This is a genomic window from Segatella baroniae B14, from assembly GCF_022024235.1.
GTDB classification, from domain to species: domain Bacteria; phylum Bacteroidota; class Bacteroidia; order Bacteroidales; family Bacteroidaceae; genus Prevotella; species Prevotella bryantii.
Genome location: NZ_CP091799.1, coordinates 521,086 through 539,013, shown reverse-complemented (window position 1 = coordinate 539,013; position 17,928 = coordinate 521,086). Strand labels below are relative to the sequence as shown.

Genomic DNA, 17,928 nt, shown 5'->3' with positions numbered 1-17,928 from the left:
CATTTAAGATTGTTTTGACTTATCTGTAGAATCATAACCCTTACGGGCAATAGTTTTCCAAACAGCCTTTTTACCAATAATATATTCAAAATATCCACGAAGTGAGAATAAAACAATCAATGGATGATAGAACAATGGTTCAACAGTAGCTGCCAATGCTAAAGGTATATATTGACTCAAATGCTTATATTCGCATTGCATCTTATAAGTAAAGAATATAACGACGGAAGAAAGCATCAAAAAGAAAGCATACACCGATGCACCAATAATAGTAGCTGCCAACCAATTAATTTCATTGTTCAGGAGTAAGTACACAAATACGAAAAATCCCATGAACTCTATAACCGGAGCACATAATTCATAAATAAACACATAAGGGATTGTTAGTAAACCTATACGATGATACTTGTAATTAAATAGCATATGGTAATGCAGATGGAATACTTGTATTAGCCCTCGTCCCCATCGTGTACGTTGTCGATTTAACATATAAAGTGAATTAGGTCCTTCTGTACGACAACAGGTTTTAGGAATCTGAACTACACGATACTTAATGTTATTCTCACAGCAATATGCTATCATACGGAACAATACATCCATATCCTCTGCAAAAGAATCTGGACTATAGCCACCTGCCTGTATACATACATCACGCTTGAACAAGCCAAAACCACCCGACACATTAGACATGGCATTGACACTAGACCAGCCCATTTTACCAATTACAAACGAACGTAAATACTCTAACTCTTGAAAGAGAGGTATCGGATTCTTAGGCGGAGCAAGTTTAGTAATCATACCGTTTTCTATGGTACATCCATTAGACATAGTCATCATACCACTTACTGCTATAATTTCTGGGTTCTTGAAGATAGGAAGCATACACTGATAGATTGCATCTAACTCAAGAATACAGTCAACGTCTGTATTAATAAAATATTCATACTGCGCTACATTCAAACCACAATTCACAGGGTCTGCTTTGGTACCACCATTTTCCTTATCTACCACTGTAAGATTTTTAAACACTGGATTTACCGAACGATATAAAGCTTTAAACGGTCTAGTCTGCAACTTCTCCTCATACGAAAAAGGAGCGACCTTTAAGTCAAAATAATCAATCAACTTTTGAAGTGTAGAGTCTTTACTACCATCATTTACAATAATAACCTCATACAAAGGATATTGTTGGCTTAACAAAGACTTCACATTATCCACAATAGTTTTCTCCTCATTAAAAGCAGGAGCAATAATAGAAACACCAGGTGTAAAAGGACTCGTATTTACCACCATTTTGGCATAACTATCATCTACATAATTTTTATTACGATAATATCCTCTTGCTGCTAAATACATCAATGCAACATAAGTCAACATTAATGTAAAAGAATAAAAGAAGACTGCATATCCGTATATTTCAAAGAGTATTTGAGACATAGCTAGTAATATTTTCAAATTCATTTGCATGATGAAGCGACATATCCACGTTTTCACGATAAATTCTATCAAGATATATCGTATTCATCACTTGTTCAAATAAGACTTTTTCTTCAGATGATGCCTGTTGTAACAATGCATGAAATAGGTTTTGACCTTCTGTACTGTATCCGAATAAACAAAGTAATGCAACCCTTCGTGTTTTAAAGGAAGCAGAACACTCATAAACATTTTTATAAAAAGATTCTAAATGACCTGAATGGATAAGAAATAGCGTACGTAATATCAACCGACGCTCATGATCTGATTTGGATATATACACCTTCTGCATTGTTTCTACAGACTCTGCCACTTGATTACGAGCCATACTCTTAATTGCAGCACGAGCTATTTTTTCATTAGATGACTTCACTAAAGGAATCAGTAACTTGACATCATCTTTACTTGACCAGAAACCTACTTCTTCTACAAAAAATGCCTTATTGACTGGATTATCAGATCGCTCAACGAAAGATAAAAAACTTGGCAGTTGTTTCTTTTCTAATACGCAGATACGACTTAACATATGCATTTGCATTTTGTCCCAATGCGTCATCTCATCTGTCAAATTCATAGCATACGGATCTTCTTTACAATTCAGCATATAAAAAATACGTGCTTCTTTACGCAAAACCGAATCCTTGTGATTTATTAGACGAGAAACATAACTAATACTTATGGGAAGCATCAACATTTGACTTATTTGTAACACCTTAATTTTATCTTTCAAAGAACCACTGATAAGTACTAACTCGCAATATTCCTTAAAGCCTGTAATGTCAAGTAAATTATGTAAGTTGACTCGATTAGAATATTTATCCAACTTACAATATTCATTCGTATATAATTCATACCAGGCGTTCACTTGGAACATATTATGAATGGAATAATCATCTTTTAATTCCATTTTTTCACGAATCTGAGCCTTGGAATAATTATCACAAGTATCTAAGAGTGACACGAAATTGTTATGATATTTCTTAACAAAATGATTAAGACGCGAGCTTGCTGCCGATATACATATCCCTCATAGCTTATACGTCCTACAATACCTAACAAGACTATAGTACTTAGCAATACTATCATAAAAGATATGCGAACAACCAAAGCATAATCGTCAAAGTATTCATCCGCTCTAAATTCCAAAAAACTAATATAATCAAAGAATGAAAATTCTCGTGTCATCGTCCCTGGAACAACATATGAACCACTATTGGAACTAAACACAGGTTCTCCTCCTATATTAATCAATCGTAATACAATAAAAATAAGAATTGCGATTTCAAGTAATATTAAATATCGATGTTTATTTTTCATAGTATTTTATTTCTCAAAATTTGATATTATTCCCACCTATCATTTTCATCTGATAATGAGGTATTAACTTCTCTAAAACAGAAATAATTAATACGCTTAGAAAAATAGCTCCTACATTTTCCATAATTACATTACATTTAGTTGACTCCATATATATCCGTTCATATGAATTCGGAGTTAAATTTTATTTATTCGTTAGTTTGATTAAAAGCTTTTCCGCCAATATCTGCCCTCTTATTAGGACAAAAACCTTATTTAAAGAAATTATTCTGCAAATATAACTTATTTTTAGAAAATTACAAAGAAAATTAGAAAAAATGTCAAAAAACATAGCTACTAGAATTCGTAATCTAGTTCAAAATCTTCAACTTTTAGACTGACTATTTTGCATTTTTCTATAACACTCTACCCTTTTTCCTATAAAACCATAGCTCATGATAGGCAAAAGTTTATATTTGAGCTGACAAACACTATGCTTTCACTGCATAAACACTATGTTTTTAATCAATAAACACCATACTTATAATCCGTAAACACTATACTTTTGCCATGCATTTATCAGCATACCAAAACAGTACACACGACGATTCATATCAATAAAATTCAAAACACCTTACCATCTTTCCTTTAGACAGAGTAAAACATAACACCAGTACTAATATACTTTTGCTTATAGTCATGTGTTATTCTAAGTTCAACAGAGGCTTTTTTATTTGGAGTGGCTACCTTTCTTCTATCAAACACAAAGTTTAACTGGGGTATTTTGCTATCCACCATTTATATAATACAATTAGAATGATAATTTTGAAAAAGAAAAGAAAGTGTAAATAATAGTATTGAAGTGTGTAAATACTACGTAAAGCATGTATACAAAAAATAAAAGGGAAAGCCGTATAAACCTTCCCTTTACAATATCCTTGCGGAAGAAGGGGGATTCAAACCCCCGATACCCCGAAAGAGGTATACTGGATTTCGAGTCCAGCGCATTCGATCACTCTGCCATTCTTCCTATTAAATTGTACTAACAAAAGTACATATATTTCTTCAAACAACAAAAAATATTAGATATTTTTTTATTCAAAATCTAATTTCGCTAATCTACTTCGAAGTTGTTCTGCCTCACTTTTCCTGATACGAAGGGTTATAGAACAAGTATTATCAAAATGCTGATTAATAATTTGAGGTTGCATTTCTTTAACAATTCGCATCACACCATTCATCATAGGATAAGTAAACTGATACTCAACATCTTCTTCTACCTGCTTAGTTTCTATATCAGAATCAGCAATGGCTTCAGCTGCAGCTGTGCGATAAGCTACGATAAGTCCTCCTGTACCCAAATTTACTCCACCATAATAACGAACAACTACAATAAGGATATTCGTAAGCTCATTACTATTAATCTGCCCAAGAATAGGTTTTCCAGCAGTGCTACTTGGCTCACCATCATCATTGGCACGAAACTCTTCTCGAGCAGCCCCCAAGACATAAGCATAGCATACATGGCGGGCGTCATAATATTGTTTTTTATAAGAAGCCACTAGCTCTTTTATCTCATCAAGAGTATCCACATGATGAGAAAAAGCAAGGAACTTACTCCTTTTCTCGGTGTAAGTTCCCTTGCCTGTCTTATTAGATATAGTTTTATATTCGTCTGTCATTCGTAATGATAGATGATATTGAGTTATTATACTAATTTATGAATTATCAGACCCGAACGTAGTTTAGGTTCAAACCATGTTGCCTTAGGTGGCATGATCTTACCACTATCGGCAATATCCATAATTTGCTTCATACTAACAGGATAAAGAGCCAGCGCCAAACGCATTTCACCACTATCGACACGACGCTTTAATTCCTTCAAACCACGAAGACCACCAACAAAATCAATACGATTACTTGAACGAAGGTCTTTAATATCTAAGATCTCATCAAGAATCAATCTTGAAGAGATATCAACATCAAGTACACCAATAGGGTCGCTATTATCAAATGTTCCAGGTTTTGCCTTCAAACTATACCACTGACTATCCAAATATAGTGAGAATTCATGAAGTTCCTGTGGTTTATATTCATCAGCACCTTTCAGTTCGACAATAAAGTTATCAGCTAACTTAGTCAAAAATTCTTCGGATGTTAAACCATTCAAATCGGTTATAACACGGTTGTAATCTAAAATAGTTAACTGATTAGCAGGAAAACAAACTGCCATAAAATAATTATATTCTTCCTTACCTGTATGGTTAGGATTCTGCTTAGCTTTTTCTGCGCCAACTAAAGCCGCTGCTGCTGATCGATGATGACCGTCAGCAATATATAAACTTGGCATTTTATCAAATTCAGCTGTTACTGTAGCTATATCTTGATCATCACTGATAATCCAGAACTGATGACGGAAACCATCTATTGGGGCTATAAAATCATAAACAGGCTCTGTAGCAGCATAACGAGCAACAAGATCATCCAACACCTTATCATCTGGATAAGCAAAGAATACCGGTTCGATATTAGCATTATTGACACGAACATGCTTCATTCGATCTTCTTCTTTGTCACGACGAGTAAGCTCATGCTTTTTTATAACGCCTGTCATATAGTCTTCTACATAAGCACCAACAACAAGACCATACTGTGTTTTACCATTCATGGTTTGAGCATAAATATAATAATGCTCCTTTTCGTCTTGTACTAACCAACCTTTATCTTGAAATTTTTGGAATTGCTCTGCCGCACTTGCATAAACGCGAGGATCATATTCAGAAGTACCAGGTTCAAAATTAATCTCTGGCTTAATAATATGATACAAACTCATTTCATTTGTACCAGCTTCTGCACGAGCCTCATCTGAATTCAAAACGTCATAAGGACGAGATTCTACTTTTTCTACAAGCTCCTTTGGTGGGCGAATACCCTTAAATGGTTTAACTGTTGCCATAACTGTACAAGTTAAATTTAGAATGAATATATTGCAAAGGTATAAAAAAAAAGCGATATAATAAAATCATTCTAAAATTATATCTAAAAAAAAGCAGACCTCTACATGGAAGTCTGCTTTATATAATAATATTGGTGTATTACTTATTTACTTGAAATTTGGTATCACCATCCTTGAAGAATGCATTAATTTGCTTAGCTGCTGCAATACCCGCATTAACATTAGCTTCTGCTGTCTGAGCTCCCATTTTCTTCGGTGTAGCGAAATAACGACCTTCAAACTTTACAAATTCTGCATCAGCATCAGGCTTAATGTCTGCAACGTACTTCAAATCTTCACGCTCAGCCAACAATTTTAGGAGTTCTTCTTCGTTAATAACCTCTTTTCGTGCTGTATTTACAAGAATACCACCCTTAGGCATCTGATTAACTAATGCATAGTTAATGCTTTTTATTGTCTCAGCTGTAGCAGGAATATGAAGAGATACGACATCACTTGTCTGGAATAATTCTTCTTGAGACTTACAAGCATGAACACCTGCAGCCTCTATAACATCAGCAGGACAAAATGCATCATAAGCAGATACTTCCATACCAAAACCTTTAGCAATACGAGCCACATTTCGTCCAACATTACCAAAAGCCAAGATACCAAGTCGTTTGCCCTTCAACTCTGAACCAGCCTTACCATTGAAGAAATTACGAACTGCATAAACCAGCATACCAAACACTAACTCTGCTACAGCATTAGCATTCTGACCTGGAGTGTTTTCAACAACAATATTCTTCTGCTTAGCATAGGCTGTATCAATAGAGTCATAACCAGCACCGGCACGAACAACAATTTTCAACTGAGATGCAGCATCAAGTACTTCAGAAGTAACTTTATCGGAACGTACGATCATAGCATCCACATCCTTTACAGCATCAAGTAATTGAGCTTTTTCAGTATATCTTTCAAGCAAGACAAGCTCATTGCCCGCAGCTTCTATTTCTTTTTTTATACCCTCAACAGCTGCTGCTGCGAATGGTTTTTCTGTTGCAACTAATACTTTCATGGATTATATATTTATTATTTTTGTTACAAATAGAAATCCCTCTGAATAAATCAGAGGGAATAAATTATTTTTTTATAGAGAATTAATGCTGAGCTTCAAAATCCTTCATAGTTTGGATTAACGCATTAACCCCTTCCATAGTCATGGCATTATAGCAGCTAGCACGGAAGCCACCCACAGAACGATGTCCTTTGATACCAACCATACCGCGCTCTGTAGCGAAGTCTAAGAAAGATTTTTCAAGATCTTTGAATTCATCGTTCATAACAAAACAGATATTCATCAAAGAGCGGTCTTCTTTAGCAACTGTACCACGGAACAACTTATTACGATCGATTTCCGCATACAAAGCTTCTGCACGTTCATGAGCACGACGATCCATTTCTTTAACACCACCCTGAGCCTTAACCCAGCGCAATGTTTCCATTAAAGTATAAATAGGAACTACAGGAGGAGTATTAAACATACTACCCTTCTCTACGTGTGTACGATAGTCTAACATTGTTGGCAATTCACGTGGAGCCTTACCCAAAACATCATCCTTAACTATAATAACGGTTACACCAGCCATAGACATATTCTTCTGTGCACCTGCATAAATTGCATCATATTTTGAAACATCTACAGGACGGCTAAGAATATCAGAAGACATATCAGCTATCAAACGAACTGGAGCATCAATATCCTCACGAAGCTCGGTACCAAAGATTGTATTGTTAGTACAGATATGAAGATAATCCAAATCTGCTGGAATTTCATAGTTATGAGGAAGATGGGTATAATTATCATCAGCGGAGGAGGCAACTTCAACTACTTCTCCAAACAGTTTAGCTTCCTTCATAGCCTTCTTGGCCCATGTACCAGAGTTTACGTAACCAGCTTTTTTTATCAAGAAATTTGCTGGAATCTGCATAAACTGCAAGGAAGCACCACCACCCAGGAATATAACGGAGTAGCCCTCAGGAACGTTGAGCAATTCCTTGACAAGAGCCTCAGCCTCATCTACTACTGGTTGGAAATCTTTAGCACGATGACTAATCTCCATCAGAGAGAGTCCAGAGCCATTGAAATCCAAAATCTGCTTAGCTGTGTTCTCAATTACCTCACGTGGAAGCATTGATGGACCTGCATTAAAGTTGTACTTCTTCATCTGAATGTTTATTTATTTGACTTTAGTATAAAAACGTACACGTATGTACCAAAATTACGATTGCGAAATTACACTTTTTATTTTATATAGCAAAATATTTTAGCAAAAAATTATCAAAATTCAATTTCTTCTTTCATATTGTCACTTTTGTTTGACATAATGCACATGAAAAGGCTATTTTATTTCACTTTTTCCACAACTGTCCGTATTCCTTTTATTTTTTCACCTTTAGTCTGATTAATAACTATATTAACTTTACTACGAAGTACTGCTGCATAGCAAAAACGATCCTCTATATCAATTCGACCAATTTCATTTCCTTTCAATCCAGCCTTTTTACATAGGAAGCCAAGAATATCACCTTTGCTAATTTTATCTTTTTTTCCCTTACCTATATAAATAGTAGCCATCAAAGCAGGAAAAACTTCAAATTTATCATGTTCCTTTCTAAAAGCAACCGTTTCTTCCGGAATTTCATACTCCTCGACTTCTTCATCAACATAGTCTGGTACGACTTCACCAGGTCCCAAAAGGAAAAATGCTTTTCCTTTTGCTTCCCAACGAGCAGTTCTACCTACACGATGTATATATCCATCCTCTGATTCAGGAATATGATAATGTACAATATTATCAATATTAGGAATATCTAGACCTCGACTTGCTAAATCTGTAGCCACTAAAATATTAACAGAACCATTACTGAACTTATATAATGCAGCTTCACGTTGCTTCTGTTCAAGACCTCCATGAAAGAAACTCGTAGAAAATCCTTGTTCTTGAAGATATTTTACCGTTCTCTCAACAGAATCACGATAATTCAAGAAAACAATTGTACTTTTTCCTTTAAAACTACTAAGCAAATAAGCCAAAGTTTGTAATTTATCTTTTTCTGGGCTATCTACCTTATAAATACGAACACGAGCAGGTACTTGTTCTTCGTCCTGCAAATAATTCAAGGTTTTAAATCGAGTATTTATAATATGCTGTTCACGCATCTCTTCAGCTGGGGTAGCACTCAGCAAAATCTGTCTGGCCTTTTCTGGTAATTTACTAATGAGGTTCTGCATTTCTTCATGAAATCCCATTTCAAGACATTTATCAAACTCATCAATTATGATAAACTTGACAGTATCAGATAAGAAATTACCTTTATCCAAGTGGTCATTCAACCTACCAGGCGTTCCAAAAAGAATTTGTGGCTGTACTTTACGCATCATACGATGCTCATCCATCGTTGGACGTCCACCATATACTGCCATGCTACGAAGTCCACATTTCATATTATTCAACACCGTAGACGACTGGAGTGCCAATTCTCGTCCAGGCACAATAATAACAGCCTGCACTTCATTACAATCTTCAGAAACCAATTGAGTTAAAGGAAGAAGGTATGCAAGAGTTTTACCAGAACCCGTTGGTGACAAGATTGTGATATTATCACGATGATGGAGTACAGCATCTATAGATTCTTCTTGCATGGCATTAGGAGTAATACCTAATTTATTAATTATCTCTTGAATTTTCATTTTCTTAATATTTTATCAATTTCCTCAAATTCTTTACCCATATTCAAATTAAGATAAATCGTATAAAGTGGTACAGCCCAACGGTTTTCCATATCGGGAGCCAACTTTCGAAATGTTTGAAAATAAGGTAAAGCCTTACTATAATAACTCTTAATACTCTTGAGTTCTTTCCATTTACTTTTCCTGTTATTTTCCAATTTCAAGGCTTTATTATAATAAGCTAGTCCAGCATTTAGATATGCATCTTTTAAAGTATCATTAATTTCTATCAATTGATTACAAACTTGAACGCACTCATCATAGCGCCCGATATTCAACAAAATTGTACTTTTTGCAAAAAGGAACACTTGATTTTTCGAATCAACAACTAACGCAGAGTCCACTACTGCCAATGCCTTTGCATTATTTTTCTCTACATCACAATAATAATCAATCAATCGAGGAAAGAAAAAAGAAAAAGTAGGATACTTTTTAAATCCTTCGGTCAGAGTACTTACATACCTAGCTGTATCATTTTCTTCTTTATAGGTTTCAGCCAAATATTGAAGCATATATTCATAATGAGCAGTATCTTTTAAAGCCCAATAAGTATGTTTCAACGTTTCCTTTGACTTACCCTCCTTATAAGCACAATAGGTTGCCCAATAAGCTGCTTGTGGAAGCAGTTTATCATTTGTAGCATATTTATAATGACTAAACATCTGAAGGTCGGAGCATTTTAGATACTCATCAAAGAATTCATATGCCTGTGCATATTTTTGCTTATAAGTGAAATACGCACCACCATTATACAGATTTGGCCTAATATGATCTAAAAACTCTGCATGTCGTTCTCTATATTTCAATTTTACTCTTCCTTTTTTATCAGGTAAACTCTCGATAGAATCAAATTTTTCCAAAACAGAAAACAGTTTCAACGTCAAGTTAAAAAGTTGGACTGTATCATATTTTTCTTTCAGATAGAGCTTTTCATTACCTTGAATATATTGCAACTTTAAAGCATCATATAAAGTTAGCCATACTTTTTCATTCGATTTATTTGCACTATCCTTCAAAAGATTTTCCATAGAAGCAACAGCCTTATCTAGATCTTTTCCAGACTTAATTTGGTCTTGCGCTTCATTTATTACCTTTTTCTGTGCCATACCAGTTGATACACAGAAAACATTGATAAAAATAAGAAATATTACAATCTTTTTTATAACTATCATCTTTAATATACTCTATAATAAAGGGTTCTTTGCAAAATTATAAAAAATATCCCAAACTATTCGTATCTTTGCATACAAAAAAAATAAACAATGAAATATCTTTTTATATCAGACATTCATGGCAGTAAACCACAACTAGAAAAAGCATTGAATTTTGGCAAGAAACATCAATGCGATATGATATGTATAGCAGGTGATATTCTTAACTACGGTCCCAGAAATAGAATTCCGGAAGGTATTGATGCTCCTGGAATCGTGGAACTACTCAATAAAAATGCTGACCAAATAGTAGCCGTCAGGGGTAATTGTGACTCAGAGGTTGATCAAATGCTACTCGATTTTCCTATGATGTCAGATTATTTACTTATTGTAGACGAAGGAAAGAAGATTCTTATTACCCATGGACACATATATAATCAAGAAAAATTACCAAAAGGAAAATTTGATGCAATAGTATATGGTCATACTCATATTTGGGAACTTAAAAAAGTAAACAATATGGTCATATGCAACACTGGAAGTATTACTTTTCCAAAAAATGGTAATGTACCAACCTTATGTACTTATGAACATAACGAAATAAAGACATTCTCCTTAGAAACAGAAGAATGTCTTCAAACCATATCGATTTAACACATATAGACTTCGGTGGTTAGCCAAGGTATTTCATCAATAACTTGGCATTTCCACTTTGTCTAATCTTCATAATACTTTTTTCTCTAATTTGACGTACACGTTCACGGGTTAGTCCCATTTCTTCTCCTATCTCCTCCAACCCTTTTTCAGGGCCACCAATACCAAAACAATCCTTAACGATTTTCAACTCTCTGTCTTTCAGAACAGACTTTAATACCCCTTCCATATCATTCTGCATTGACTCATAGTCTACCTGACGGTCAGTCCTAGAATCATCACCTGAAGAAAGCATATCAGACATAGAATTATCATCATCATCAGAAAAAGGTGCATCAATACTCATTTGGTGAGAATCCGCATTCAAACTCTTTTGAATTTTATCTGCATCGATTCCGGTCAATGTAGCAAGTTCATCAGCCGATGGCCTACGATTATGTTCTTGTACAAATTTTGCAGTAACCTGATTTATTTTGCTGACTGCACCTACTTGATTTAACGGAAGTCGAACTATTCGGCTCTGTTCTGCAATAGCTTGCATAATGCTCTGCCTTATCCACCAAACTGCGTAAGAAATAAACTTGAAACCACGTGTTTCATCGAACTTTTCAGCAGCTTTAACTAATCCAATATTACCTTCATCTATCAAGTCTGTCAATGTCAATCCCTGGTGTTGGTACTGTTTGGCAACTGATACTACGAAACGTAAATTAGCTTTGACAAGTTTTTCCTTTGCTCGATCTCCGGCTCGCCCACCTTTTCTAATCTGTTGTGCCAATTCTGTCTCTTCATCAATAGACACCATCGGTTCACGACTGATTTCAGCTAAGTATTTATCTAGAGCCTCACTAGATCGATTGGTAATACTCTTGCTAATTTTTAATTGTCTCATAAAAAATCCTCTTACCTAGTTTTTGCTAAATATTGTACAATTATAATTATAACACTAAACTACATGCAAAAATTGTGCTAAAACATAAAAATAATTACAAAATCTCGAATTATCTATAGAAAATTAAACTAAATTACGATATTGTTGTAACTTTGCACTTAATTTATGGAAGAAAGACTTTGGACTATAGACTACATCAAAGTAATGCTAACAAACTTTTTGCTTTACTTTGCCTTTTATTTGCTTACCCCCCTTCTCCCTATTTATTTAAGTGAAGAATATGGGGCTACAAAAGATACAATAGGAATTATATTGTCAGGATACACATTAGCAACACTTATCATTAGGCCGTTTAGTGGCTTTCTTATCGATAACTTTCCAAGAAAAAAGATTCTTCTAATATGCTTAGCTTTTTTCTTTATCTGCTTTGCTGGTTATATCGCAGCAAGTACTCTTTTGATGTTTGGTATTATTCGCACCTTACATGGTGCTCCTTTCGGAGCTTCTACTGTATCCAATAGTACCTGCGCTATCGATATATTACCATCTAGTAGGCGAAATGAAGGTATAGGTCTTTTCGGTTTAAGCAACAATTTAGCTATGGCTATTTCGCCTAGTATAGGTATTTATATCTATAAAATTGTTGGCAATTTCAATATTCTATTTTGGATAGCATTATTTATTGCTGGAACAGCTTTAATTACAGCCTCATCTATTAAGATTACAACAAAACCTATAGTCCATCAGAACATGAAATTATCACTAGACCGTTTTTTTCTTACAAGAGCGTGGATAATGGCTATTAATATTTCGTTGTTTGGATTCTGTTTTGGTATTTTATGTAATTACCTTGCTATTTTTAGCAAGGAAGAGCTCCATATAACCACAGGAACTGGAACATATTTTGCATTACTTTCCATTGGACTTTTTGTGAGTAGACTTCAAGGAACAAAATCACTGAAAAAAGGAAAGCTCACCCATAATGCTGGTATGGGCATGATACTCGCATCAGTGGGATATCTACTTTTTGTTAGCATACATAATCCGATAGCTTATTATATATCGGCCATACTTATTGGTTTAGGTAATGGACACATGTATCCAGCATTCCTTAATATGTTTATAAGTATAGCTCACCACAACGAAAGAGGAACTGCCAACTCTTCAATTCTTACAGGTTGGGACATTGGATTCGGACTTGGAGTTTTACTGGGGGGTATCATTGCTGAACATACTAGCTACGATGTTGCATTTTGGATTGTTGCAGCGTATAATATAATAGGTGTAGTTTTATTTTATACCTGCACGAGAAACAACTTTCTTCAAATCAACCTAAATTCCCAAAATCATTAATTTGCCTCAACTTACTTATAATCTCATTCTTTAAGCAAGAATTCTAGGAATAGATTGTATATAACAAGCGATCACCACGACAAAAATACAAATCAAAAGAAACTATTCTATTGTCACTTTATTTCAAAACAAAAGGCTTGACAATATAAACTCAGCAATAAAATAACCTCATTGAAAAAAATCCCAATGAGGTTATTTTTTATGTTACCATGACCTCGAATAAAAGTTGGTCATGATGTATAGAAAATTATCTTAAATTATCTTCAAAGAACTGACTAATCTGACGGAGCAAATGATTACGAGAGTTACCTCCTCGAATACTATGATTTCTGTTCGTATACAGAACTTCTTTAAAATCCTTATCTGCTTCAACCAAAGCTTCCTCATATTCGAAAGTATTCTGCGGATGTACATTATCATCTGCAGTACCATGACAAATCAACAAAGCCCCATGTAATTTATCAGCTTGTTGAATAGGATTTGTGTCGTAACCTGTTGGATTTTCCTTAGGTGTACGCATATAACGTTCAGTATAAACGGTATCGTAAAAGCGCCAATCAGTTGGAGGGGCAACAGCAACACCTGCTTTAAAGACTCCACGACCTTCACTCATGCTCATTAGAGTATTAAAACCTCCAAAACTCCATCCCCAAATACCAATGCGATTAGCATCTACATAAGGAAAAGTTTGCATATATAGAGCAGTTTCTACTTGATCTCTTGATTCCAACTCACCTAATTTCAAATAGGTACACTTTTCAAAATCTGCACCACGACCTCCAGTACCACGACCATCTACACAAACGATAATATAACCACGCTGAGCTAGATACATATCAAAAGCTCCGCCTTGCCCCATACTTCCCGAGTTCCACGAATTCATCACTTGCTGGCTTCCTGGCCCAGAATACTGGAAAAGAATTACAGGATATTTCTTTTTTGCATCGAAATTTGCAGGTTTGACCATCCAGCCATCTAAGCGTACTCCCTCTGATGTCGTGAATGTAAAAGGTTCTTTCTTAACCCATCCATACTCAGATATCTTAGTTTTTAATGTAGAATTATCTTCTAAAATATCTATAACTTTACCCTGACGCGTACGAGAAGTAAATACGAATGGTGTATTATAATCGCTCCAAATATTGATGAAATATTTGAAATCACCAGAGAATATGGCAGAGTTTTCACCTTCCCTTTCAGATAAACGATCAACTTTTCCATTAGCATGGGCCACATAAATTTGTCGATCATGAGGATTCAACTTGGCTGCTTGATAAAAGACATCACCACTCTTTGAATCATAACCATATACGGCAGTTACATCATAATTTCCCTTTTCGACCTGACGAATCAGTTTACCATTTATGTCATAAAGATACAAGTGCATATAGCCACTACGATCACTTGGCAATAAAATATGGTTACCATGAATTTCTATGCCTTCCATAGCCTCCTCTTTTACATACTTTGGCACTTGCTCCTGTATAAGCAACTTACTAATACCTGTAAAAGGATTAACAGCATAAAGACGTAAATCATCCTGATGACGATTGAAAGTATAAATTACAATTTTTTTCGCATCATTTGTTGCCTTTATACGTGGCATGTAACCATCAGCATCCATAGGAACATTTAATGGAATAGAAGTCTTTGACTTTAAATCATAACTCCAAGCTGATACCTTAGAATTATCTTCACCAGCCTTAGGATATTTATAACTGTAAAGACCAGGATAAATACGAAACTCTTCTATTTCAGGCATTGAGCCCTTGTACATTTGCAGCGAATATTGCTTTACCTGTGATTCATCAAATTTTAACCAACAGATTCTAGTCCCATCAGCATTAAAAACCAATGCTTTATTATATCCAAATTCCTCCTCATTAACCCAGTCTGGGAGTCCATTGATGATATCATTAAATTTTCCATCATTTGTTACTTGAATTTTCGAAGCTGATGTCAAATCACTAACAAAAATATTATTTTGGTATACATAAGCAATATGTTTGCTATCTGGCGACCATACAGGAATTTGTTCTCTTCCTTCCGCGGACAATTTTATTAGCTTTTTTGTTGAAACCTCATAAATATAAAAATCTGCAGTATAAGAACGACGATAGATATAATTCGTATTTGTACGAATTAAAAGAAACTTACCATCAGGACTAGGTATATACCCATCGAAATTATCAATCTTGTCACCTATAGCCTGAGAAACATCAAACAGAACCGCTATCTGTTTACCTGTTTTAAACGAATAACGTTGAATTTGTCTACCATCCTGACTAATTTTCGCATAATCTCCAGAACCCTTAATAGGAATAATACCAGATACATATTCCGCTGCAAAATCACCTGATGTAATAGACTTCAAATCAAGCTGCTTAACCGCAAAAAGATTTCCTGCAGTCATTACCATAAAACCTAATAAAATGAATATTTTTTTCATCAATGCAATACTTTTTCTACTGCAAAAGTACGAAAAAATTAATAAAATACGCAAAAATGAACAAATGTATTATTTAAAATCAGAATAATCTTCTGATTCCAATAATTTTCCAACCGTTACATTTTTATGCTTTTTCATATAGCGATCAACTATAACCGTATAAGGAGTAGTAAAGACCTGCCTACCTACGGCTTGATTAACAACCCACATAATTTTACCCATATGAAGGTCTCGCTTTAACTGAGGTAACGATTCAAAATTACTAATACGATAAGCACTTAATAAATAAAAACAAAACGCATCAGGAACGATAAACGAACGGTTCATAGATGCAGTCTGCACTGGAGTATAATATTTTTTATACAAAGGATAACTACCTCCCATATATTTATCCAATGAAATACCGATAGATTCCTCTCCCACAATCACACTCTGATCTAATGCACCTATCTGAGCATACACTAAAGGCTTCTTTAACGTAGGAAGCCACTCATGCAACTTTTCATACGTATCATTAAATTGCTGGTTAAGATCATCCATATTAGCATATTGAGTTTCTGCATCAGACAAAAGTGTCTGAAGCACAGAATCTTGATAAAACATCAAAAATTTATGGCTAATATTAGGATCATTAACTTCACCTAATTGTAAGACCTTTTCTAATAAGGTACGAGTTTCCATAGGATACTCTGTATTCATTTGCTGAAGGGCAGAAAAATCACCCGTGGTAAGATAACGACTTTCTAGACGATCATAACGCTTAATTTCTATTTGCGCATTCTGAACGTCCTCTATGTTAGGCTTAAGTTTAAACTCACATGCCACACAAAGAATTGTTACCAACAGCAATATGTAATATACCTTCTTCAAATAACAATTTTTAATTATATATCTGCAAAAGTACTAAAAAATCTTTTAAATGCAAAACAATAAGCTAAAAAAAATAAATTTTTCGCGTTTAATATCCCTATTACGTTTAAATATATAAAAAAAGCTTGTTTATTAATTCGTTAAACATTTTTCCCAACTTTACAACCTTGCGTAACTCCCGTTTTAATGAGATGATTGTGCAATAAGTTAGTAAACTGATAATTTTTTAATCCCCATTTGGGGGCTATAAGCAGTTCTGCAGGAGACTGACTTACGAATCTTTCCAATACTATATCATTACGCAGATACTGAATATACGAGGATATCAACTCAATATATTCGTCTACAGAATAGACATGAAAAGGGTGCTCTTGATATTCATGAGCAAGAATTGTGCCACGAATTATTTGCATTTGATGTATCTTCAAAATATCAATCGGCAAAGACGAAATGACAGATGCTTGACGGATACTCTCTTTCGCATCCTCACCTGGCAATCCTAAAATAATATGAGCTCCAACCGTGAGGCCAAGCTGATGACTCTTTATTATTGCTCGCTTACTACACTCAAAATCGTGTCCACGATTTATTCGCTTTAAAGTCTCATCATTTGTTGTTTCAACACCATATTCAACAAGTACAAATGTACGCTGATTTAATTCTGCTAAATATTGTAAAAGTTCATCAGAAACACAATCCGGTCTTGTACCAATAACTATACCTACAACATCAGGCACTTTAAGCGCCTCCTCATACATAGCTTTTAAATGTTCTAGAGTATCATAAGTATTAGTATATGCCTGAAAATAAGCTAGATATTTCATATCTGGATACTTTCGAGCAAAAAATTCTTTTCCGTCTTCCAACTGTTCTGTAATGGTTTTACTACGATGACAATATGACGGATTAAAGGTACGGTTGTCACAATACGTACAACCGCCCGTAGATATTCTACCATCGCGATTAGGACAAGAAAAACCTGCATCTATAGATATCTTTTGAACACGATACGGGAATACTGTCCTAATCCAATTTCCAAAGTCGTTATAATATTTCACT

General features: G+C 34.7%; 14 protein-coding genes and 1 tRNA gene. 2 read left to right on the top strand and 13 right to left on the bottom strand.

Annotated elements, in window-relative coordinates; all coding sequences use genetic code 11:
* Positions 1-3: 3 nt before the first annotated feature.
* The 9 genes from L6469_RS02260 to L6469_RS02220 all read right to left on the bottom strand — a co-directional run bounded on the left by L6469_RS02260 (position 4) and on the right by L6469_RS02220 (position 10,672).
* Complete coding sequence (locus tag L6469_RS02260; RefSeq protein ID WP_237851115.1) at positions 4-1,455, bottom strand: glycosyltransferase family 2 protein; 1,452 nt, start codon at positions 1,453-1,455, stop codon at positions 4-6.
* Positions 1,418-2,383 (bottom strand): HEAT repeat domain-containing protein, encoded by a 966-nt coding sequence (locus tag L6469_RS02255; protein ID WP_237851113.1) that lies wholly within the window; start codon positions 2,381-2,383, stop codon positions 1,418-1,420. Before L6469_RS02255 ends, L6469_RS02260 begins: the two co-directional genes overlap by 38 nt.
* Positions 2,384-3,713: 1,330 nt before the next feature.
* Positions 3,714-3,802 (bottom strand) — tRNA-Ser (locus tag L6469_RS02250).
* 64 nt (positions 3,803-3,866) lie between these two features.
* Positions 3,867-4,454 (bottom strand): YigZ family protein, encoded by a 588-nt coding sequence (locus tag L6469_RS02245; RefSeq protein ID WP_006282348.1) that lies wholly within the window; start codon positions 4,452-4,454, stop codon positions 3,867-3,869.
* 26 nt (positions 4,455-4,480) lie between these two features.
* Positions 4,481-5,728 carry a DUF1015 domain-containing protein gene (locus tag L6469_RS02240; RefSeq protein ID WP_006282349.1) on the bottom strand — a complete coding sequence of 416 codons (1,248 nt, stop codon included), beginning with the start codon at positions 5,726-5,728 and terminating at the stop codon, positions 4,481-4,483.
* A 139-nt stretch (positions 5,729-5,867) separates the two neighbouring features.
* Positions 5,868-6,785, bottom strand: a complete 918-nt coding sequence (locus L6469_RS02235) for an NAD(P)-dependent oxidoreductase (protein WP_006282350.1) — start codon at positions 6,783-6,785, stop codon at positions 5,868-5,870.
* 82 nt (positions 6,786-6,867) lie between these two features.
* The gene (gene serC, locus L6469_RS02230) at positions 6,868-7,935 is read right to left on the bottom strand and encodes a 3-phosphoserine/phosphohydroxythreonine transaminase (RefSeq protein ID WP_074548307.1); all 1,068 of its coding nucleotides are present in this window, start codon (positions 7,933-7,935) and stop codon (positions 6,868-6,870) included.
* Positions 7,936-8,114: 179 nt separating this feature from the next.
* The gene (locus L6469_RS02225) at positions 8,115-9,461 is read right to left on the bottom strand and encodes a DEAD/DEAH box helicase (protein WP_006282352.1); all 1,347 of its coding nucleotides are present in this window, start codon (positions 9,459-9,461) and stop codon (positions 8,115-8,117) included.
* The gene (locus tag L6469_RS02220) at positions 9,458-10,672 is read right to left on the bottom strand and encodes a hypothetical protein (protein ID WP_083382188.1); all 1,215 of its coding nucleotides are present in this window, start codon (positions 10,670-10,672) and stop codon (positions 9,458-9,460) included. The genes L6469_RS02225 and L6469_RS02220 overlap by 4 nt, the downstream gene beginning before the upstream one ends.
* A gap of 90 nt (positions 10,673-10,762) precedes the next feature.
* On the opposite strand from L6469_RS02220, the gene yfcE reads away from it, so the two are divergent.
* Positions 10,763-11,305, top strand: a complete 543-nt coding sequence (gene yfcE, locus L6469_RS02215) for a phosphodiesterase (RefSeq protein WP_006282354.1) — start codon at positions 10,763-10,765, stop codon at positions 11,303-11,305.
* Between the two features lie 19 nt (positions 11,306-11,324).
* Here the strand turns inward: yfcE and L6469_RS02210 are convergent, their stop codons facing one another.
* Positions 11,325-12,197: an RNA polymerase sigma factor RpoD/SigA gene (locus tag L6469_RS02210; protein ID WP_006282355.1), complete on the bottom strand. Its 873-nt coding sequence runs from the start codon at positions 12,195-12,197 to the stop codon at positions 11,325-11,327.
* Between the two features lie 165 nt (positions 12,198-12,362).
* Between L6469_RS02210 and L6469_RS02205 the strand changes: the two genes are divergently transcribed.
* Entirely contained in the window at positions 12,363-13,550 is a 1,188-nt protein-coding gene (locus L6469_RS02205; protein ID WP_006282356.1) for an MFS transporter, read from the top strand.
* Between the two features lie 247 nt (positions 13,551-13,797).
* On the opposite strand, the gene L6469_RS02200 is transcribed toward L6469_RS02205, so the two are convergent.
* The 3 genes from L6469_RS02200 to L6469_RS02190 form a co-directional block, all read right to left on the bottom strand.
* Positions 13,798-15,999 carry a S9 family peptidase gene (locus L6469_RS02200; protein ID WP_006282357.1) on the bottom strand — a complete coding sequence of 734 codons (2,202 nt, stop codon included), beginning with the start codon at positions 15,997-15,999 and terminating at the stop codon, positions 13,798-13,800.
* A gap of 69 nt (positions 16,000-16,068) precedes the next feature.
* Positions 16,069-16,869, bottom strand: coding sequence for a gliding motility protein GldB (locus tag L6469_RS02195; protein WP_027453461.1), 801 nt, complete (start codon positions 16,867-16,869; stop codon positions 16,069-16,071).
* Positions 16,870-17,009: 140 nt separating this feature from the next.
* Positions 17,010-17,927 carry a TIGR01212 family radical SAM protein gene (locus L6469_RS02190; protein ID WP_006282359.1) on the bottom strand — a complete coding sequence of 306 codons (918 nt, stop codon included), beginning with the start codon at positions 17,925-17,927 and terminating at the stop codon, positions 17,010-17,012.
* Position 17,928: the final 1 nt, after the last annotated feature.